The 20,770-nt window shown below is 43.7% G+C and carries 17 protein-coding genes and 1 tRNA gene; 2 read left to right on the top strand and 16 right to left on the bottom strand.

Going from position 1 to position 20,770, the window contains the following annotated elements:
• The first annotated feature begins 74 nt into the window (after positions 1-74).
• Entirely contained in the window at positions 75-974 is a 900-nt protein-coding gene (epsC, locus tag G589_RS0109560) for a serine O-acetyltransferase EpsC (protein WP_026521977.1), read from the top strand.
• 1 nt (position 975) lies between these two features.
• On the opposite strand, the gene G589_RS0109555 is transcribed toward epsC, so the two are convergent.
• The 8 genes from G589_RS0109555 to G589_RS0109520 form a co-directional block, all read right to left on the bottom strand.
• On the bottom strand, positions 976-1,947 hold the full coding sequence (locus G589_RS0109555) for a tRNA dihydrouridine synthase (protein WP_026521976.1): 972 nt from the start codon (positions 1,945-1,947) through the stop codon (positions 976-978).
• Positions 1,944-3,611 carry a putative bifunctional diguanylate cyclase/phosphodiesterase gene (locus G589_RS19455; protein ID WP_051192290.1) on the bottom strand — a complete coding sequence of 556 codons (1,668 nt, stop codon included), beginning with the start codon at positions 3,609-3,611 and terminating at the stop codon, positions 1,944-1,946. Before G589_RS19455 ends, G589_RS0109555 begins: the two co-directional genes overlap by 4 nt.
• 70 nt (positions 3,612-3,681) lie before the next feature.
• The gene (locus G589_RS0109545) at positions 3,682-4,341 is read right to left on the bottom strand and encodes a hypothetical protein (protein ID WP_026521975.1); all 660 of its coding nucleotides are present in this window, start codon (positions 4,339-4,341) and stop codon (positions 3,682-3,684) included.
• A gap of 78 nt (positions 4,342-4,419) precedes the next feature.
• Positions 4,420-5,385, bottom strand: a complete 966-nt coding sequence (locus G589_RS0109540; protein ID WP_026521974.1) for a carbohydrate kinase family protein — start codon at positions 5,383-5,385, stop codon at positions 4,420-4,422.
• Complete coding sequence (locus G589_RS0109535; protein WP_026521973.1) at positions 5,382-6,869, bottom strand: glycoside hydrolase family 32 protein; 1,488 nt, start codon at positions 6,867-6,869, stop codon at positions 5,382-5,384. Before G589_RS0109535 ends, G589_RS0109540 begins: the two co-directional genes overlap by 4 nt.
• Positions 6,870-6,953: 84 nt before the next feature.
• Positions 6,954-8,606 (bottom strand): ABC transporter substrate-binding protein, encoded by a 1,653-nt coding sequence (locus tag G589_RS0109530; RefSeq protein ID WP_022767498.1) that lies wholly within the window; start codon positions 8,604-8,606, stop codon positions 6,954-6,956.
• Between the two features lie 69 nt (positions 8,607-8,675).
• Positions 8,676-9,572: a carbohydrate ABC transporter permease gene (locus G589_RS0109525; RefSeq protein WP_026512345.1), complete on the bottom strand. Its 897-nt coding sequence runs from the start codon at positions 9,570-9,572 to the stop codon at positions 8,676-8,678.
• Positions 9,573-9,602: 30 nt separating this feature from the next.
• Positions 9,603-10,523: an ABC transporter permease gene (locus G589_RS0109520; protein WP_026521972.1), complete on the bottom strand. Its 921-nt coding sequence runs from the start codon at positions 10,521-10,523 to the stop codon at positions 9,603-9,605.
• Between the two features lie 213 nt (positions 10,524-10,736).
• Here G589_RS0109520 and G589_RS0109515 point away from each other — a divergent pair, with 213 nt between their 5' ends.
• The gene (locus tag G589_RS0109515) at positions 10,737-11,786 is read left to right on the top strand and encodes a LacI family DNA-binding transcriptional regulator (RefSeq protein ID WP_026521971.1); all 1,050 of its coding nucleotides are present in this window, start codon (positions 10,737-10,739) and stop codon (positions 11,784-11,786) included.
• A gap of 76 nt (positions 11,787-11,862) precedes the next feature.
• Here the strand turns inward: G589_RS0109515 and G589_RS0109510 are convergent, their stop codons facing one another.
• From G589_RS0109510 to G589_RS0109475, 8 genes are all read right to left on the bottom strand, one after another.
• Positions 11,863-12,462 carry a 5' nucleotidase, NT5C type gene (locus G589_RS0109510; RefSeq protein ID WP_026521970.1) on the bottom strand — a complete coding sequence of 200 codons (600 nt, stop codon included), beginning with the start codon at positions 12,460-12,462 and terminating at the stop codon, positions 11,863-11,865.
• Positions 12,463-12,481: 19 nt separating this feature from the next.
• Positions 12,482-13,645: an NAD(P)H-dependent oxidoreductase gene (locus G589_RS21110; protein WP_051192289.1), complete on the bottom strand. Its 1,164-nt coding sequence runs from the start codon at positions 13,643-13,645 to the stop codon at positions 12,482-12,484.
• A gap of 146 nt (positions 13,646-13,791) precedes the next feature.
• Entirely contained in the window at positions 13,792-14,592 is an 801-nt protein-coding gene (locus G589_RS0109500; protein WP_026521969.1) for a hypothetical protein, read from the bottom strand.
• A gap of 462 nt (positions 14,593-15,054) precedes the next feature.
• A tRNA-Pro gene (locus tag G589_RS0109495) sits at positions 15,055-15,127 on the bottom strand.
• A gap of 138 nt (positions 15,128-15,265) precedes the next feature.
• Entirely contained in the window at positions 15,266-16,294 is a 1,029-nt protein-coding gene (locus tag G589_RS0109490) for a galactose ABC transporter substrate-binding protein (protein WP_330366673.1), read from the bottom strand.
• Positions 16,295-16,326: 32 nt separating this feature from the next.
• Positions 16,327-17,304 carry a substrate-binding domain-containing protein gene (locus G589_RS0109485; protein WP_051192288.1) on the bottom strand — a complete coding sequence of 326 codons (978 nt, stop codon included), beginning with the start codon at positions 17,302-17,304 and terminating at the stop codon, positions 16,327-16,329.
• The gene (locus G589_RS0109480) at positions 17,294-19,159 is read right to left on the bottom strand and encodes a cache domain-containing sensor histidine kinase (protein WP_330366672.1); all 1,866 of its coding nucleotides are present in this window, start codon (positions 19,157-19,159) and stop codon (positions 17,294-17,296) included. Before G589_RS0109480 ends, G589_RS0109485 begins: the two co-directional genes overlap by 11 nt.
• Before the next feature lie 12 nt (positions 19,160-19,171).
• On the bottom strand, positions 19,172-20,770 hold the full coding sequence (locus G589_RS0109475) for a response regulator (RefSeq protein WP_026521965.1): 1,599 nt from the start codon (positions 20,768-20,770) through the stop codon (positions 19,172-19,174).

The raw sequence follows: 20,770 nt of genomic DNA, 5'->3' as shown, positions 1-20,770 counted from the left end.
ACTTTTTGATATTATTTTTATTCACTTAGTGTATAATTGGTGAAAAGACCATGTATTATGGGAGATGATAATCTATGGATTTCAAACAGAATAACAATTCACCTGAACTTAAGAATGAGATAAAAGACATCGTTGATCTTATTCTCTCCGACTATGAGAAGGGACGCGACGTCGATAAGATGGACGTTTACAATCAGCCCGATCGCGACGCGGTAAAAGACATTGTGATCAAGCTCATTCGTATTATTTTCCCGGGCTATTACAGGGACAAGGTTTACAAGAGCTACAACGACAACAACAGAATCGCCGTTGTAATCGAGGACGTTATCTACAACCTGCAGAAGCAGATTGCCATCGCCTTCCACCACAGTCCTGAATATTTAAACGCAACCGACAGCACTCTCGACTGCGGAGCAAGATGCATAACTCATGAGTTTTTCAAACAGCTCCCCAAGATCAGAGAGTACGTGGACACAGACCTTCAGGCCTGCTATGACGGAGATCCGGCAGCATACAGCAAGGGAGAGATCATCCTCTCCTATCCGGGGCTTACGGCATCTACTATTAACAGGATCGCCCACGAGCTCTATCTTCTCAAAGTGCCTCTCATCCCCAGAATGATGACTGAGTATGCTCATTCCAAAACCGGTATAGATATTCATCCCGGAGCCACCATCGGCAAATATCTGATGATCGATCACGGAACCGGAATAGTTATCGGCGAGACCTCCATAATCGGTGACAACGTCAAGATCTATCAGGGCGTAACCATCGGTGGTCTCTCCACAAGAGGAGGCCAGCAGCTCAAGGGCACCAAGCGTCACCCCACCATTGAGAGCAACGTTACCATCTATGCAGGAGCTTCAATCCTGGGTGGCGAAACCGTCATCGGCGAGGGCTCGATCATCGGAGCTAACGCCTTCATCACTTCATCCGTTCCAGCAGGCAGCAAGATCAGCATGCAGAACAGATAACTTAAATAAACTCACAACTTGCAAAGATATTGTTGACCGCAGCATGGTATTCACCCTTGCTGCGGCTTTTTCTTATAGTCTTCAGGTACTTATCGCAGTCTTTGAAATGAACGTGCAGAAATGCCCAGTGCTCAAGCATCTTGAAGATGACATTCCTATCTTCCGGGATATACTCGGCATAAGCAGCATAAAGTTTATCAAGGTACTCCTTAAGCTCACCGGGTTTTAGTCCTTCTCCGCCTCGTAGCTGCCTTACAAGGGATGGATCTGTCAAAAGGCCTCTTCCAATCATCACGTTATCAAAGGTAAGTTTTTTTGTTTCTTCTATATTAATAGTAGAAACGTTTCCATTATAGCAAATATCAGCATTTCCACCATTTGACTTATAGGCTGAAACAGCTCTTTCAAATGCTTCGTATCTCGGGCTTCCGCTGTAGAAGTCTTCCCTTACCCTTGCGTGTATCGTCAGCTCTTTTACCGGATATTTCGCATAAATATTCATGAGGGTGTCTACCTCGTCCTCATCCTTAAATCCAAGCCTCGTCTTTAATGATACCTTAGGAAAAGAGTCTTTTTCTATCCCTTCAAATATCTCATACAGCATCTCATCCAGGTACTCAGGGTCCTGTAAAAGACCTGCTCCCTTATGCCTGTTTACAACTGTCGGGGCAGGACAACCAAGGTTTAAATTGACCTCTTCATATCCAAGCTTTTTCATCTCTCCCGCTGCCCAGAGAAAGTCCCCGGCATTTCCTGCCATAATCTGAGGAACCACCTGATTTCCATAATCATCAAATGCGTAGTTCTTGTCGGGAAGCACATCTTTCTTTTCCCTGTTCTTAAAGTGATGAACGCTTGTTGCAGTTAAAAAAGGCGTGAAGTACTTGTCTACTCCATCGCCCATTATCTCTTTGTGTATATTGCGGAGGGGATAAAGAGTTATCCCCTCCATAGGTGCATAGTAATATTTCATTCCGGACTCTCGTATTTCTTCTCAAATTCTTCCACCGGCATCGGCTTATCGAAATAGTATCCCTGGAACATCCTACAACCCATATCCTGCAGGTATTCCAGCTGTTCCAAGGTCTCAACGCCCTCGGTGACAACACTCATACCAAGCTCATGCGCCATGTCGATGGTATAGTTAAGTATAACCCGTGCTCTGTTCTGATTTTCTGTTTTCCTGAGGAACCCCATATCAATCTTGAGCACATCGGCATTAATATCTTTTAACATATTAAGAGAAGAATATCCAGACCCAAAATCATCAATCTCAACCTTAAAGCCTGCCTTTTGCAGTTCAAGTATGAGCTTTGCGCACTTGGTTACATCGGAAGTTACCGCCGTCTCCGTAATCTCAATATTGAGAAGCGCCGGGTCAATCTGGTATCTGTTTATCAGCTCAGTGAATTCCTTCTTGATATCGAGATAATACAGATCTTTTGGTGATACATTTACAGAGATCTGAATCCGATCTCTCTCAGTGTCCTTCCACTTTGCAAGCTGAAGAGCCGCCAGTTCCCATATATACCTGTCAAGCTTGTAGATAAGATCAGCCCTCTCAAGTACATCAATGAATACTCCGGGCTGGATCAGACCGTTATCCGGATGCATCCACCTGGCAAGAGCTTCTGCTCCGAATATTCTTCCGTCAGAATAAACCTGTGGCTGCAGATAGATTCCAAACTGCCTGTTGATGATGGCAAAGTCAAAGCTTGATAAGATCTCTTTTTCCAAAAGAGCATTGACCATCATCTCATCGCTGTACCAGGCTATCTCGCATACGCCATCCTTCTTGATGGACTTGCAAGCCATATAAGCCCTGTCACACATAAGGGTTATGTCCATTGTAGGGTCTGTGATCTCGTAGATTCCAATCTGCATGTGAAGGGAATATGACTTGCTGGTAACCTTACTGGTAACCTCTCTTACAAGCTTCTTAAAGTCCTTCTCAACGAACCTTTCCTTCGGCATGCAAATAGCAAAGTGATCGCCGTTTATCCTTCCGTAGATATCATCCTCTTTGACATGTTGGATCATCAGATCGGCGATATTGATAAGGATATCATTACCCTTCTCCAGACCAAAGAGCTGGTTAAAGAGCTTGAAATCCTTGATATTTGAATACAATAGAATATATCTTTTATCTGTTTCTCTGAGCCTGTTCTGGGCAGCCTCTTTAAAACCTTCCCTGTTATAGAGTGTTGTCAGCTCATCATGTGTAAGCCTGTACTGCTCTCCTGTTCCGTTCTCAACAATATCCGACAGGTTTTGGATCGTGTACATATAACCGATGGGCTTATTGTTAGAATCCAGAAGATATCTGTAACGAACCCTGTACAGGCGCTCCCTCTCCTGACTCTCAAAAAGCCTTGTCCAGGCAGCTGTGCTCTGCTCAATACCAAGGCTGTTCATCCAGTCCTTAAAAGCTTTATATACGCTCTCTAAACTGAACTCCGCATGGAGCAAACTAAAGGCGTGCCGATTGGCATAGACACACTTTCTGTTGACATCAAGAAAGATTATGCCCAGTCCCATCTGTTGCACGCCAAAGTTAAGAAGTCTGGCAATAGTAGCCGGCTCCACAGTATCATCTACATAGTATGCATTTTCCCCAAAAGTCTTATCTGCATCCATAATGTAATTTTACTGTTTTTTCGAAATAAAATCTATCAAATTTTGATTTTATTTTGCAAATACTGTTAATTCAGCTTCTTCTGTTACGTCTCTCAAGTGCCCACCAGACAAGGGCAAGAGCTACAATCGCAAGTAAAAAAAGATACTGCGTCTTTATCGCAAATCCCGAATGCTCACGATTGCCATTTTCCTTGCCATCCTGATAAAGGATAAGCGTTGTTCCGATATCACGTGTGCTGATTGAGAGCGTGTCAGCCTCCTCATCCACATCTTTTTCAAGCTCACATACACCCATGACATTGGTCATGGCATAGTAGGCTCGTTTTTCTGCTACAAGATATCTGGGAATCTCATACTGAAACTCCACTTCATCATAGAGAGTGTCTATTTCGCTTTTTTCTCCACCACTGACACTCTTTTCCGCCTCAACTTCAAAATATACTCCGCTGTTTAAAGAGCCTGTCAGCATCTCTGCCTTTTCTATTCCTTTCTCAAAGCGCTGAACCTCATCTTCGTCATCAAGTTTATCGGTCATGGAATACCTGAATTCCAAAGCAGCATTGCTTCCCTCACTGATCTCTTCAAGTTCTCTGGCAGTAAAGCAAGCCTCTACAGCTTTGTAATAGTCACCAAACCTGATCTCGGGCGCAGCTACTTCGATTTCGCTCTGAGAGCTCTCCATTATCGTTACGGATCCTTCTCCGTATGTAAGCTGAGTTGTTTCCTGCATCTATCCCTCCGGACAAATTTGTCTTAATTTGATTATACAACAGAAAAAGCCCGCTAAAAAGCGGGCCTGTACTATCTGTTATTTTGACAGGAAATTTTGAACTTCCTCTTTCTTTGGCATTACTGAAAGCGCTCCTCTTCTGGTGGTGATGATAGAAGCTGCAGCATTTGCAAAATCAAGGCACGAAAGGAGCTTATCCTCACTTAAGTCCTCAAGGCCGTTTTTGCAGACATAATCGATCGCGCAGGCGCAGAATGTATCTCCGGCTCCTGTTGTCTCAATTGTGTCAGGATTTCTGTAGCCGTCTTTTTTAACCACCATGTCCTTATAAAGAGCCATGCTTCCATCAGGGCCAAGAGTAGCAAAAACTAGTGGTATATCAAATTCCTCTTTAATCTTTTGAGCGCCGGATAGGACGTCACTCATCCCCGTAAAGAGCTCAACTTCATTGTCGGATATCTTTAGAATATCGCAGTTCTCAAACCCGTATCTCATTGCCTTTAGTGCCTTTTCTTCCGACTCCCACAGAGGTGCTCTGTAATTGGGGTCAAAAGAGATCATGGCTCCGCTTTTCTTTGCATGAGAAATTGCCAGCTTTGTCGCTGCAGCTGCCGGTTCATCTGTCATGGAGAGCGTTCCGAAATGGAAGACTTTTGTTTCCTCCAAAAGCCCTTTTACCCTGTCCACATCACCTTCGCTCAGCATCATATCCGCTCCGGGCTTTCTGTAGAAAGAAAAGTCACGATCACCGTTTGCAAGCTTATTTACAAAGGCAAGAGTTGTGTGTACTTCGCCATCCAGGAAAAGACCTGTCGTATCAATTCCCTGCTTCTCAACTCTCTCCTTGAGCAACCTTCCGAAGAAGTCATCGCCGACTTTACCGATGAACGCTGTCCTGTTCCCGAGATTCTCCAGCATGGATAACACATTGCATGGTGCTCCACCGGGGTTGGCTTCGAACATGGGATTTCCCTGCTCGCTACCACCATTGTTTGTAAAATCTATAAGCAGTTCACCAAGGGCAACTACGTCAAATTTACTCATCTGTCTTTCCTTTCAAGCTCGTACATCTCAACATCCATATTCAGCTCTCCGACTGCTTTAAAGCTGATGCCTTCGGCCTTTACGTCAGTGAGAACGACCATTGACATAACCTGCTCTCCGTCGTTTATGAACAGCTCCATGGAGTAACGGTCAAGGATGAGTCTGAGCTTTATGTTTCCTTTGTTATTTGCCACTCTGCATCTTCTCTGGTGCACGATGGCTCTTCTGCTGCCGGAATGCTTTCTGTCTATCTTTACGATATTAAGCTCCGGATCATACTCAACTGTTGAGTATGCCTTACCGTTATCTGCAAAGCGAACTTCAAACTTCTTGTAAGAAAGCTCATCAGAAAGGCTGCTGACATTTATTGTCATGTCTATGCATCTGCCCTCAATGCTTGAAAGTGATACGCTGTCAGATACAAGTACATTCTGTCTGCTGATTCTTTTGCCGTAATAATTCTCAATTTCTCTGACGGGTTTCTGGATCAGTTTGCCACCTCTAAGGCTGATCTCCCTCGGGAAACTCATCTGACCAAACCAAGGGAAATCATCGCGCCTTATGCCACAGGTATCCCAATTCTGCATCCATCCGATCATAACTCTTCTGCCGTCATCTGTAAGGATTGTCTGAGGTGCATAGAAATCAATGCCGTAATCAACTGCCTGGCAATTCTCCTCACAAAAATCGCCTTTTTCATTGAAGGCACCGATCACACATAAGGTTCCGTTTCCGTTGTGAAACTCAAGTTCCTCAGGAAGCATGTCCTGCGGGCTTGTGAGAAGGAGCTGCTTACCATCAAGAGAGAAGTAATCAGGGCACTCCCACATAACGCCGAATCTGTGGTTGTTCTTGATGACCAGCTTATCATAGGTCCACTTAAAGCCGTCATCGCTGACATACTGAAGTATCTGACCGTCCTTGTCCACAGTCTTGTTGCCGACTACCATGTAGTACTTGCCGTTTTCTCTCCATACCTTAGGATCTCTGAAGTCGAATTTGCCTGCACCTTCAGGAAGGGAGTCCGATGTGATAACAGGATTTCCTTCATATTTCTTGTAATCTGTGCCATCACCGACTGCAACACACTGTGTCTGATACTCTGATATTTCCCCGTTTTCTCCCTGCACCTTGTTAACTCCGGTGTAGACAAGGAGCTGTTTTCCATCTTCCATCTCGATGGCGCTTCCGGAAAAGCATCCGTCCTTGTCGTACTCTTCATCCGGTGCCATTGCTGCCGGAAGATATTCCCAGGTTATAAGGTCTAAGCTCTTTGCATGCCCCCAATGCATCGGTCCCCAAACCGTATCGTAAGGGTAATACTGGTAAAAGAGATGATACTCTCCCTTATAGCTGCTAAAACCGTTGGGATCATTCATCCATCCGCATCTGGGAGTCAAATGAAACTTAGGTCTTTGCTCCTCAGGGATAGACATCTCCTTTTTTGCTTCGTATTCCCTTGCCTTATCTAATTTGCCACTCATATTAATCCTTAATCCTTTTTGCCAATTACTTAATTTAGAGCTTAAAAATCGGGGAGGAGATTTCTCCTCCCCGGGTAATGATTCTTATTTATAGAACTCATCGAGATATTTCTGATAGATTGAGAGATAATTCTCAAGCCCGTAAGCATCTACCTGCTTAAGGTACTCATCCCAATCGCTGTCAGAAAGTCCGTTCATAACGAAGTTACTTCTGCTTGTGTTTATGTAGCTGATAAGATCCTGCTGGATTGTTGTAAGCTTCTCTGTGTCATCAGCTGTCATGAATACGTTAGGATATACATACTTGCAGTTCATGTCATCTGTGTAGTACTCCTTGATCCAGTCGAGACGATACTGAGCATCATCAGGGCATGTAACGTATACACCGTAGTACTCGTCAAGGATCGCAAGAGGTCCGCCTACAGCCTCAGCCTCACGAACTTCAACAGGTGAAGCATCGCCAAGAGGTGCGTGCTTAAGCATCTTTCCACCGTTTGCATTCTCTGAAAGCTCGAAGATATCGAACTCATCATCCTCGCCGTAAGTTCCCCAGTTGTTCTGAGGTGACTGGAATGGATCATACATAAGGTCAAGCCATGCACAAACAAATGCAGGGTTGTCGCACTTAGCTGTGATAACACATCTTCCTCTGTCAAATCCTGAAGTGAATGAACCGTTCATAGGTGTTACGTTTGTTGTATCTGCCTTAAGTGCAGCAAGTGGCTCGAAGTCTTCAAGGTTGTCGATGTTAGCAACATCCCATGTGAAGCATACGCCGTATCTGTGTGACTTACCCTTTGCTACATATGTTGACCAATCCTGTGTGAAGCACTCAGGGTCAATAAGTCCTTCTTCATAGAGCTTGTGAAGCCACTGCATACCTGACTTAAATCCGTCCTGTGTAGCTGTGCAGATAACCTTCTTGTCGTCTGTAACTGCAATGTGCTGTCCTATATCGTTGTCACCATATCCCTCGCCAAAGCCGTTGATAAGAAGGCTTGGATCCTGATCGTTCATAATGCAGCTCATAGGGATGATGTCACCCTCGATACCGAACTCTGCCTGGAGCTCTGAAGCGTGATCCTTAAATGCCTTAAGAACTTCTTCGAACTCATCAACTGTTGTGGGCTTCTCAAGTCCAAGGAAGTTAAGCCACTTTGTGTTGATGTATGTGAAGTTGTTACCTACTGTCTGGATAGCTGTCTTGTTTGATCCGAGCTGCTCGATCCATGGAAGAGCCCAGATATGTCCCTCTGAATCCTCACACATTGTGCGGTACTCAGGATACTTGTCAAATACTGCCTTAAGGTTAGGCATGTTGTTGTCGATGTAATCCTCTAAAGGAAGAATAACTCCCTGATCTGCATATCTGATAAGATCTGAATTGCTGAAGCTTGCATTGAAGACCATATCAGTAAGAGTGCCCTTGTTGGCCATGTTAAGCTGGATCTTGTCTCCCCACTGATCATTTGAAATTGCTGTCCACTCAACATGTACGTTTGTTGCCTCTTCAAGTCTCTTGAAGATGGTTCTCTTATTGGGATCTGACTCTGTTCCTGATGGATAACTGATGGTACCTGTTATGGTAACCTGATCTGCCAGCGGGAAGCTGATGCCATCTGCTGACACTTCAGCTGTGCTGCTTGATGCTGCCCCTTTGCCACAGCCTGCGAGCATGCTGACTGACATAGCTGCTACAAGGGCTGCACTGAGTAACCTTGATGTTTTCTTTTTCATTTTCCTCTCCTTTTAAACCTTCTTTTTTATTAGATCATCCCTGTATAACCGGGATGTTCTCCCACTACGTTAGCCTTTTACTGAACCAACCATGATTCCTGAATCGAAATACTTCTGGAAGAACGGATACATCACAACCAGCGGAAGGCTGGAAACGATGATCGTTGCATATTTAAGTAGCTCTGCAAGCTGTGCTCTCTGAGCTGTACTCTGCATGTCCGCGATCATTCCGGGATCAGGCTCGTTCTGGATAAGTATTGCCCTGAGCACCAGCTGAAGTGGCTGCTTGCTGGCTGAGTTCAAATAGATCATTGCGTCAAAGTAGCTGTTCCACATTCCTACAAACTGCCACAGTGTAAGTACGGCGATAAGGGGTGTACACACCGGAAGCAGAATTCTGAAGAAGAACACCAGCTCATTCGCACCGTCAACATCCGCTGCTTCTCTGAGCTCAGTGGGAATACCTTTGTAATAAGTTCTTGCAATTATCATGTTCCATACACTAAAGGAACCGGGAAGGATTACAGCCCACATACTGTCCAAAAGTCCCATGTTACTGATAAGAAGGTATGTAGGGATAAGTCCGCCACCAAAAAACATTGTGATAATGAAGATTGTGTTGAAGATCTTTTTTCCCTTAAAATCATCCCTGGACATGGGGTATGCACACAGCAGTGTTATAAATACGGAGATTGCTGCAAACAGAACCGAGTACAGGACTGCATTAAAGAATCCGGTCCAGATCTGTGAGTTTGACATAACTCTCTCGTAAGCTGTTAAAGTCCATTTACTTGTATCAAAAACTATACCCTTGTTCTGCAGTGTTATCGGATCCATGAAGGATGCGATGATAATGTAAACTACCGGTCCGATAATAGCTGCTACGAAAAGCCCCAATAGTACGTATCCTGTTAAAAGAAATATCTTATCCCCAATGGAAGCTCTCGCGAATTCACTCTTTTTCATGCTAAGTGTCTTTTCCATCTGAGTTCCTCCTTATAGTCCCTGTCCATCATTCATCTTCTCTACTATCTTATTGACTACAACAAGAAGTATTACATTGATGATGGTGTTAAAAAGTCCAACGGCTGTTGAGTAACTGTAGTCACCGTTCAAAAGACCTTTCTTATAAACGTAAGTTGCTATGATCTCAGATGATGACAGATTCATGTCTGACTGAAGTGCGTATGCCTTCTCAAATCCGATGCTCATGATGTTTCCGGCCTGAAGGATGAACTGGATAACTACCATATCCTTGATAGCCGGCCATTCAACGGCCTTTATCTGCTGCCAGATATTTGCTCCGTCGATCTGTGCTGCTTCCTTGAGCTCTTTGCTGGCATTTGAGAGAGCTGCGGTGTACATGATCGATGCCCATCCTGCTCCCTGCCAGATTCCGCTTATGATGTAGATCGGTCTGAAGGCTGCCGGGATTGTAAGGAAGTTGATGTTACTTCCCATCATCATGTTCAGAGGTCCTGTTACGGAAAGAAGGATTCTAACCATACCACAGAGGACGATGACTGAAATGAAGTTTGGCATGTACAGTACAAGCTGGATCTTCTGCTTGATCTTGCTGCTAGCTATTCTGTTAAGAAGCAGTGCAAGTATGATCGGCATCGGGAATCCCCAAAGGAGTCCGAAGATACTCAGCTTCAATGTGTTCATAAGGTATTGCAGGAAATCCGGCGATGACAGGAACTGCTGGAAGTACTTAAGTCCTACCCATTCGCTTCCCAGGATTCCTTTAAAAGGATTGTATTTCTGGAACGCAATCAGAATACCTCCCATGGGCAAATACTTAAATACAATGGTAAGAATAAGTGCCGGCCCCAAAAAGAATACATAAAGCTGCCAGTGTTGTCTTATATACACCAGCGTGTTATGTAGATTGTTGTCCTTTGCTTTCGCATTCATATAACTCCCCTTCTCACTTTTACATTTGTAACATTTCGTTTGCGTATGTAAAATATAACACGGCATAAACAATGTGTCAATATAGAATTTTTACATTTGTAACATTTTTAATTTACATTTGACACATAGAATTTTACATTTTATAATGAATAAGGTGATTGCACGCTCTACTGCGCAAGAGCCCAGTCTATACTAATATATCGGAGATTTTACATGGCAACTAAAGTTACGCTTCAGGATATCGCGGATGCTCTGGGAGTGTCTCGCAATACCGTATCAAAGGCTATAAATAATACCGGAGTTCTAGCTGAATCAACAAGACAGAAGGTTCTGGAAAAAGCTATAGAAATGGGGTATAAACAGTTTTCATATGCAAACTCTGTTTCAGAGATAAGAAATCCTTCCGTGGCAAAAACAAAAGCCTCCGGAGAGATAGCTCTTTTCACCGGAAGCTTCCTTAACAATTCGCACTTTGCATCTACCATGCTGGATAAGTTTCAGCACGAGGTTTCTTTATTGGGATACAGTCTGACAATGCACAGAGTAGATGAGCACAATGTTGCAGAGCTCTCTCTCCCACTTTCCTTCAGACAGGAAAACACTAAGGCCATTGCCTGTATTGAGATGTTCAATCATCCGTACTGCGAGATGCTCTGCAGTCTCGGGATCCCGGTTCTTATGATCGATGCTCCTGTTGCCAGCTACTGGAAGCCTTTGGATGCAGACATTCTGCTAATGGACAATTTCTCAAGTATATATACTGTTGTCAATGATATGAGTAAAAGAGGTATAACCTCCATCGGCTTTGTCGGACAGGTCACTCACTGCCGCTCTTTCTATGAGAGATTCATGGCCTTTAGAGAGGCGATGTACATCAATAACCTTACTGTTAATGATGACTACTGCCTCACAGAGGTTCACCCTCACGGTGACGATTACAAAGACTATCTATACAAAGCCCTTGAGAACATGAAGAGCTTTCCTGAGATGTTTATCTGCGCCAATGACTTCGTGGCCCTTGACCTGTTATACGGTCTTAAGAAGATGGGTGTTGAATGCCCTCGTGACATCAAGCTCTTTGGCTTTGATGATTCACCGGAGTCCAAGATTGTAACTCCGTCGCTCTCCACAAGCCACATCCACAGCCAGATCATCGGTTACTCAGCAGCAAACCTTATTATTTCCAGGATTGAGCAGCCCGATCTAAACTACAGGATCACTTATACAGAGACGGATCTGATCTACAGAGATTCCACCATGTAAAGATTTTGACTTAATGTAAAAAATGGATATAAAGCCTTGTGAGCTTTATATCCATTTTATTTTGTGCTTTTTGTTTTTATGCTTTCACTGAATCCTTTATGGAATCCCAGTTACAGACTCTTGTGTAATTAGCTCCCGGCAGCTCACAGTCCTTGTTCCACGGACGGTCAAAGACCTTGACCTGCAAATTCGGCAAATGGTCAAAGAATCTGAATGCAGCCGGAGAATCTTCTACAGCAACATCAAAGTGCATCTTATAGTAGTCTTCAAGTTCAAGACCAAACTCACTGTCCTTGATAAAGCTGTCACGCCCATACTTGTTAAGGCAATAGAGCTTAACTCTCTTAAGATTATGCTCATCGAGCCACTGTCTTGAAGCCTGATAGGCACTATCCGGACGTCCTGTTATGATAAAGACTCTGTGTCCCTCATCTATCCAGCCATTTATGGTTTCAGATGCCCCGGGCGTCTCTTCATACGCCAAAAGACTCTTTGGAGTATGCGCTTCTATCATCATCTGTTCATACTGCTCATCAGTAAGATCAAAAGACTTCTGAAGATTAAAGGAATGTATATCTTCGTAGGGAACATCTATATCAAATAAATCTTTAACCAAAGTCGAAAAGCCCTTGGCAGTTTCACATAAGCAGTCATCAAAATCAACGTAAATATTCATATCATCCTCACTAGTATTATCAATCTTCTATTCTTCGGAGCAGGTCTTTCTTCTTAAGACCGTTTTGCTTTGCTGCCTTGGGCCAACCTCTGCCGGCCATAAACATATAAGCTGCTCTTGGGAATTTATATGCATCAGCGTAAATGTCGTCTATAACTGATGAATTTCCAATCACAGCGCCCAGTGTCTGCAGAGCTTCAACTACATATTTCACAGGACCGGCCGGAGCATTAATGGTCTGAATGAGCGCGCCCATCATTTCGCCGCCTCCTATGGCAACTCCTCCGCCATAGGTAAATCCGCATTTCTGACTCCACTTTCTCACCTGTCTCAGAACGTTCTTTATCTGACAGCTCTCATAGAAGCCCATGTTTACTACGGTGTAAATCTTTTTATCACCGGGCGGACATGTCTTTTCCATAAGCTCCATGACCTTTAGAACTTCTGATGGGATTCCGTCAACGTACATCGGGAATCCAAGGACAATCTTGTCTGCGCCAAGTAACTTCTGAACAAGTTCTTCGGGCTTATTGAGAAATTGATTTAGGCTAAGTATTTCTGCCTCTTCTCCAATGCATTCTGCAAGCTTATTAAGGAACTTCGATGTGTTGGAATTTTCGCCTCTAAGGCTTCCGTTCAGGAGGATAGGTTTACCGGAAGTCTGATCAGAAGCGACTATTTCGGCATGTTCTGTATTGCCTGATACTTCTTGTGTTTCATCAAATCTGATTTCTTTGATTATCCCATTAAAATTCCTGCAAACCGCCTCTACATAACGCTTTGCATCGGCCTTATCTTCTTTTGTCAGGTCATGTCCCCTGAAGATCACCGTTATCTCTTTTGTCTCAGGATAACGCATCTTATGATGCATCTCATTATCAACGATGCGGAAATATGGTAGGACCCATCCGATACTCCTGTCGAATACATTCTTAACAAAGCTGCTAAATCCGCCATAGGTATATCTGGTCATTACCACAAGCTCATCAGCTTTATGTATGAGATACCCCATCCTGTTATAGCCATCTTTGATAACGCATTCTCCCGGTGTCTTTAACCAGCAGCCAAAACACCCTGCGCAGGGCTTAATCTCTTTTGACGGAGCTATTACTTCCCATCCCTGATAATCCTGTGAAATCTGTCCCCACTCCTTTTCATCAAGATCATGAATCAGTAAATTCATACACTTCTCCCCTTCAGTAATTCAATGCTGGAATCCTCCTCTGATAATTTTATCAGATACTAGGTATACTATCATAATATCTGTTATTGAGAATAGCAAAGTTATGCTGCAATACATTTTTTGAATACATTATTCCTGTTGGAATGCTATAGAATATACTCCTTTATCTTCTTTTCCAGCACTTTCATATCCAAAGGTCGATCTTCTGTTTCCATGGTTATTATAAGATTTATACCTAACACAATTCCCACCTCTTCATAGTCAATAAGCTTATTGAAGTTTCTGGTCGCATATCTCTCTTGATCAACCAATCCGAGATGTTCAATATAATACGTTTTGTTAGTTCTTACATTTAATGCAGCAAAATCAGGGCATGCCTTACTGCCATCCTTAAGTATTACCTCAGGCTCACAGACATAAGGAATCCCATTAGCTTTTAGATAATCAGCTATGATTTTTTCTGACTTTGATCTTACAGACTCCCCATTTAATGTTATAAACTCATGCTTGAATTCATAGGAATTCTTTCCTCCGGGATGCGTCCTATACCACTCATCAATGATCATCTGTCGTGTAGGCAATATCGGAGCAATCAGTTCTCGTTTTCCTTTAGGAAGCTTGTCATAGAGCATACTAATCCTATCGGCATCATACCTTGAATTAAACTTTTCAAGCCTCTTTATCATTTCTGTCAGTTCTTTATGAACTTTCTCATCATACTCCCTCTGAACCAGTAGTCTTATTTTGCCGATTTCAATTTTGGGAATATAATGTTCTTTTTCTTCTCCTTCTTTCTTGAAATGATATTGTACCACTCCGTTACTGGAAGATACTCTAATTCTCCCTTTATCCAAGCTTTTATAGCTCTTTAGCCTATTCGAAGTTTTCTTTTCAAGTCTATTCAGTTCATTTAGCTGATTGTTAAGCTCGTTTGTATAATTGATCAAATTATTGTTATTACTCCTTTTTGATGATTGATACCCGAAAAATTACGTCTTAGTTCTAGTTTTTCTAAATCAAAACGTACGAAAAATTTCCCACTACTACTGGACTTCTCTTTTCATTTTATAAGCAGTAACAAGTACTAACATTACAGATAGCTACTATTGTACCCCACCGAAATTTTACGTCTGTGTTTGTAAAATCAGATTAGCAGACGTAATTCAATAGCACCAACTATCAACACGCATCAATTTATTACTGCTTGCACATTCTTATTGGAAATATAGACGTAGTCCAAGATTTAGGCTTCGTCTCATTTGAATAAATTAGAAATATAGAAGTAAATTTCCTGTTGTCGGAACACCGACGCTGATTATAATACCCTACCTGCCAACCAAAGTAAATAGCAAAAGTATATGCAGGCAACAAAAAAGCCACAAGCCATTTCAAGCTTGTAGCTTCATGAATCGGAGTGACGTGATTCGAACACGCGGCCCCTACCTCCCTAAGATAGTGCTCTACCAACTGAGCCACACCCCGATTTGGGTTGTCGCAAGTATCTCGACCAGCGACAAAAGCTATTATATAACGTCCTCGCCATAAAAGCAACAGAAAATTTGAAATTCATTCAGATAATCGGACTGCCGTACATTTCTTCATCAAATATCCAACCACAAATCACCTTCCAATAAACTGAATGATATTCGAGGAAGTAACCTTGGCATAAGGAAGTCTTATATACCTTCCGTTTTCAATAGAGTATTTATCCGAAAGTTCCTCAATACTGCCGCCCTTTGCCAGCACACAGGCAAGCTCAAACATGGCAGTCGCCTGTCCTTCCTTGTCGTTGTAGACGGTTCCTACCATCTTGTCATCCCTAACGGCTTCCAGTCCTACATCCGTTCCGTCTATTCCAAGAATTGCCGGCCACTTGTTTCTGGGTATAGCCATGGCTTCGTATGCATCAATTGCCCCCAGGGCCATGTCATCATTATTTGAAAGGACCAGCTCAATATCATCGCCGTAGTCCTCGATAAATTGCGTTGTCTTGGTCTGCGCCTGTGCTCTGTTCCAGTTTGCTATGGCGTAGCCAAGCTTATCGATTTCGATCCCCTGCTTTTTCATGGTATTTATGGAAGCCTCAGTCCTGACAATAGCGTCCTGATGCCCGGCCTCTCCCTCTAATACCACGAACTGGATCACGCCATCTCCATTCCTGTCGAGCTCTTTGTTCGTAATGCACGCCCAGGCTGCCAACTCGCCCTCCATGACTCCCGACTGCTCAGCATCAGCACCTACATAAAAGAGCTTGTCCCACCTTCCGATGTCTCCTTCAACCAGCTCTCTGTTAAAGAATATAACAGGCACATCGGCTTTTCTGGCCGCATCGATTACAGCTGTAGGATCCGTCCTGTCCACAAGGTTTACACAAATCACATCCATCCCGTCCTCGATCATCTTCTTGACCTGAGAATTCTGAGTCTGCTGACTCTGCGCTGCATTGTAGACAACAATCTCCACATCCTCATTCTGAAAACTCTGAAACTGCTCCACAAGCTGCCCCAGAAAAGTGTCGTACATATCATAAGCTGAGACACCGATCTTTATCTTTGATTCACTTTTATTTACATTCTGCTTGCCACAGCCGGACAATATTGTTGTCAAAAGACATAACACTGTAAGCAGCGTTACCATAACTTTTTTCATGTTCATGATCCCCGATACTCTCCTAAGATACTTTAGTGAACCACAGGGAAAAGGATTCTCTGATTGCTCTCATCAAACAGATTGTCCCTGTTTACGACCCTGAAAGGTATCTTCTCATCCTCCATGGGAGTCAGCCTGTTGTCAAAGCGCCGTGCAATGGCCGCCACTGACTGATAGCCCATGTAATACTCATTTGGAACCACCATGCTTGTGATCAGTCCGTCATCTAAATAGCTGACATTCTTAATTGAAATTCCAACGCCGAAGATTGCCGGAGCGCTCTCCTGCTTCAGCGCATATTCAGCTGCACATTCAAGCCCGTTGTTATCAAGAGCGACAATGATATCTGCAGGTGATTCATTCTGTCTTCTTACTACTCTGTCGGCCATGCTGACAGGATCATAGTCAGACCATGTAATCTCAGCACCCGATGTTTCTATGTTTTCAGTAAAGCCCTTAAGCCTCTCTGCAAGGGCATTTTGCCTCAAATTGCCGGTGATGATTCCAATCTTCTTGCCGTCAAGCTTATTATCAAAGGCTATCCTGACTTCATTGGCCAGTGCTCTTCCCAGCTCTACGTTGTCCACCTGTATGCAGGCAGATCTGCCCTCAACATCAACGTCTGTATCCGCACTGGTGTCAACCAGAAGAAGTACTGCCTTGTTACTGATATCAGATATCATGTTTTCAGTTCCTCTGCTGCTGTTTACCTGATATACAATACCGTCGGCCCCACCTGATATCTCCTCGTTTATCAGCTTGTACTGCTGACTAAGGCTTAAGTTCTTACCGGTAGATACTACATTAAGTTTTATATTATTATCCTTGGCAGCCTGTTCAAGTCCGGCTATAAATGTTGTCCATCTTCCGGAACCCGAATCATCTATGACCACAGACACCTCGGGTGAGTCCTCTCTCATTCCGCTGAGGATAAGAGCAGAGGTTGAAGCTGCAAATGTAATAAACAGGAGGATTGCCACCACAAGGATAAACAGATTTCTATTCTTCATCCGCCTTCTCCTTTCCTGTTTCCAGCATCTTCCGGTTCTCCTCATTGTACAAAATCGCAGGCAGATGAATGGTCACAGTCGTGCCCTCATCCGGCTCACTCTCGATCTTAAGTCCGTACTGCTCTCCGAATCTGAGCTGAATTCTTCTCTGTACATTTATAAGGCCAACGCCTGATCCCTTCTTTCTGACCCTGGTATCATCTGTCAAAAGAAGCTCTGTCTGGCTGCTGCTCATACCAAAACCGTTGTCTGATACAGTGATGTAAATATCTCCGTCATCACCCATGAAGCCTTTCACAACTATCTCGCCATCCTCCATGTCTTTTACACCATAATAGACAGCGTTCTCCAAAATAGGCTGCACGATAAGCTTGACGGTACAGTAATTCTTTATCTCTTCATCTATATCAAATTCGATGGAGAAGGCATCCTTAAATCTTACCTTCTGGATGTTCATATAGTTGCTGGCATGACGTATTTCATCCCCGATGGGAATGATGGTCTTTCCGCTGGATAAGCTGACTCTGAATAAAGACGCCAGCTGCGTTATCATAAAGACCGCGTCATTATATTTCTCGCCCTCGATCATCCACACAATGGAATCAAGTGTGTTGTACAAAAAGTGAGGATTTATCTGTGACTGAAGTGCATCAAGCTCAGCTTTTCTCTTCTCCTCCTGAGAGGCAACCATGTCGCGCATCAGCTCATTTATCTGATCGTAACTGGCCCTTAGTGTCCTTCCGAGATGCTCTACTTCAGATGGTCCACCGATATAGACATCCGGATTGGCCTTTCCCATCTCAATTTCTCTGATGGAATCATTGAGCTTGATAAGCGGTCTTGTAACACGTCTTGCAACAAACCTGTTAAGTATCAGCATAGCAAGAAGCGTTATTGAGACTACCATCATAACGAAGTATCTGATATCCTTCATTCCCATGTAGGAATTACTTGTCGGAATGACACTTACCAGCTTCCAGCCCGTATAGCTCATGGTATCAACGGTAACGATTCTCTCATTACCCTCAAAGATTTCCTTGTAGCTTCCATCATCATACCCTGCTGCCCTCATATTATTTTCTTTAAAAAGGCCTGCACTGATCTGCATAAGCATTGGATGGTAGATAATAGATCCTTTATTATCCATAAGGTACACGTACTGCTCTGAAGGGTTATTGTTGACAGACTCCATCATATCCTCGATGACGGCATAGTTCATGTCAACCAAAAGCACTCCCTGCTCGGGAACGCCACCGTTATTAAGCTCAACATTTCTGCTAAGGGATGTGACCCAGTAATACTTAAAAGTGGGATCGTCTACAAATATGTTCTGAACATGGGGAAGTGAAAAATGAAGGTTCTCAGGCTTAGAAAGGGCTGCCTGAAACCACGTCTGACCCGTTACATCCACACCGTCCTTCTCAACACCTACAGGAGATGCAGCGATAAGAGTTCCGTCCTCCGAGAAAAGAGCGAGACTTATAAGATAGTCCTTGTGAGCTTCATAAAGAAGGTTCATCTGAGTTATTGGAGTTTCTTTGCTGATGTCCTGATCCTTGACTACGTTATAGTAGATGGCATCAGACATTCTGCGCATGCTTCGAAGGTAGTCCTCAAGCGTAATAACACTCTGATCAAGAGTAAGCTCCGCTGCGTCCCTGAGCATCTTCTCAGACCTTACGGCAAACCTCTGATAAAGAGCTACTCCCATGGCAAGCATACAAACTAAGGCTACAATTGTGAATGAAACCGCAATTGTAACCTGAATGCTTCTCGTGGCTATAGGTCTCATGTATCTCGAGATAAGCCACTGCATTTTTAAGTTATCAAACTTCCCCTTCAAAAACTTTTTCAAACCAGCTCCTGTTTATTCCTTGCCGTTTTTATACTTTGATGGCGAAACGCCAAACTGTTTTTTGAATACATAACTGAAATAGTTAGGATCGGAATATCCAACTTCCTGGGCTATTATATAGGTCTTTTCATCGGTCTCAAGAAGCATTCTCTCTGCCTTCTCCATGCGGTAGTCCGTCAGATACCCGACAAAAGTCTTACCTGTCTCTTTCTTGAAAACCGTGGAGAAATAAGCGCTGCTGACTCCGAGATAGTTGCAGATAAAGTCCACGGACAGGTCCTGATCCGCATAGTGGTCTGCCACATATTCCTGTGCCTTTGTGACAAAAGACCTTGTGGTGTCATTTCTCTTATAGTCGATGAGCTCGTGCATCTTAAGGCACACTCCGGTAAACCAGCCGGAGAGCTCCCCGGGCTCCATCTGAGAAGCCACAGAATATACATCACTACTAAGGTCAAAAACATCACCCAGCTCAAGCTGATTGGTCCTTGCAAACTTGTAGAGCTCACTCACCAGTTCCATTACAAAGAACCTGTAGTTCTGGATAGTGGCCTGAGCTTTTGTGTTGTTCTCTATATATTTCTCTGCTGCCTCTTTTACGTCCTCAGCATCAGCCATCTTCATCTTCTTAAAGACGTCCAGAAGAGTATTTTCTTCTACCGAAGCCGAATCATCTTTTTCCATGGGCGAAATCTCGGAAATATTGATTGCCTTGGTGTGTCCGTACAAAACCCTGTAGGAGACAGCATCTCTTGCTCCATGATAAGAAGTATCGATTTCCGAGAGGCTCTCTGTAGTGCTTCCGACACCAATGGTGACATTCGCCTTGCAGATACTCTCCGCCAGTCTGCAGAGCCTGTCGCAGTCATCGGTAAATGCAGATGCATCCTTCTGCGACGGGAGCTGGGCTATCATAACAGTAGAGCCCTGATAGGAAAAGAACTTACAGCCCCACTTTTCGTCCATCCTCTCCTCAAGGAGCTTTCTCACCGATACGGACAGCAGCACGGGATTCATGCCCTCAGGTATATTGGACTTGCTGACGTGGACGATAGCAGCCACATAGACAGGGCCTGTCAACTCAATCCTGTAATCGGACATAAACTTCTCAATCCTGTCATCCTCTATTCTGCCCTCCACGAGAGAAGCAAAGAAATCCTCCTGCAAAAGAGGAAGTGAATCCATGTAATAATTCTCAAGCTTAGCAACGTTCAGTTTCTCGTCGATGTCTCGGTCAAGTGCCTCGTGAACCCTCTTAAAGACTGCCTTAAGCTCATCGGCATCAATAGGCTTTAAGATATACTCCTCAGCCTCAAGCCTGATGGCTTCCTTGGCATACTCAAACTCATCAAAGCCCGAAAAGAAAATGATCCTTATATTGGGATAGAGGCGCTTTAAATTCCTTGCCAGCTCCATTCCATCCATATAAGGCATCTTAATATCGGACATAACAATATCCGGCCTTAGCTCCTCTGCAAACTCAAGAGCTTCAAGGCCGTTATGTGCGTATCTGGGAGTATCAAAACCCATTTCCTCCCAGCTTAATTTTCTCATGATCGCCTGTGCAACATCTTCTTCATCGTCCACAAGCATAACTTTATATTTGTTCAT

Source organism: Butyrivibrio sp. VCB2001, from assembly GCF_000423965.1.
Taxonomy (GTDB): domain Bacteria; phylum Bacillota; class Clostridia; order Lachnospirales; family Lachnospiraceae; genus Butyrivibrio.
Note: the sequence above shows the minus strand (reverse complement) of the source record. Positions and strands in the feature narration are given on the sequence as shown.

Excerpts from the sequence above, each read along its gene's own strand:
- epsC (WP_026521977.1), top strand. The coding sequence starts at position 75 with ATGGATTTCAAACAGAATAACAATTCACCTGAACTTAAGAATGAGATA.
- G589_RS0109555 (WP_026521976.1), bottom strand. The coding sequence starts at position 1,947 with ATGAAATATTACTATGCACCTATGGAGGGGATAACTCTTTATCCCCTC.
- G589_RS19455 (WP_051192290.1), bottom strand. The coding sequence starts at position 3,611 with ATGGATGCAGATAAGACTTTTGGGGAAAATGCATACTATGTAGATGAT.
- G589_RS0109545 (WP_026521975.1), bottom strand. The coding sequence starts at position 4,341 with ATGCAGGAAACAACTCAGCTTACATACGGAGAAGGATCCGTAACGATA.
- G589_RS0109540 (WP_026521974.1), bottom strand. The coding sequence starts at position 5,385 with ATGAGTAAATTTGACGTAGTTGCCCTTGGTGAACTGCTTATAGATTTT.
- G589_RS0109535 (WP_026521973.1), bottom strand. The coding sequence starts at position 6,869 with ATGAGTGGCAAATTAGATAAGGCAAGGGAATACGAAGCAAAAAAGGAG.
- G589_RS0109530 (WP_022767498.1), bottom strand. The coding sequence starts at position 8,606 with ATGAAAAAGAAAACATCAAGGTTACTCAGTGCAGCCCTTGTAGCAGCT.
- G589_RS0109525 (WP_026512345.1), bottom strand. The coding sequence starts at position 9,572 with ATGAAAAAGAGTGAATTCGCGAGAGCTTCCATTGGGGATAAGATATTT.
- G589_RS0109520 (WP_026521972.1), bottom strand. The coding sequence starts at position 10,523 with ATGAATGCGAAAGCAAAGGACAACAATCTACATAACACGCTGGTGTAT.
- G589_RS0109515 (WP_026521971.1), top strand. The coding sequence starts at position 10,737 with ATGGCAACTAAAGTTACGCTTCAGGATATCGCGGATGCTCTGGGAGTG.
- G589_RS0109510 (WP_026521970.1), bottom strand. The coding sequence starts at position 12,462 with ATGAATATTTACGTTGATTTTGATGACTGCTTATGTGAAACTGCCAAG.
- G589_RS21110 (WP_051192289.1), bottom strand. The coding sequence starts at position 13,645 with ATGAATTTACTGATTCATGATCTTGATGAAAAGGAGTGGGGACAGATT.
- G589_RS0109490 (WP_330366673.1), bottom strand. The coding sequence starts at position 16,294 with ATGAAAAAAGTTATGGTAACGCTGCTTACAGTGTTATGTCTTTTGACA.
- G589_RS0109485 (WP_051192288.1), bottom strand. The coding sequence starts at position 17,304 with ATGAAGAATAGAAATCTGTTTATCCTTGTGGTGGCAATCCTCCTGTTT.
- G589_RS0109475 (WP_026521965.1), bottom strand. The coding sequence starts at position 20,770 with ATGAACAAATATAAAGTTATGCTTGTGGACGATGAAGAAGATGTTGCA.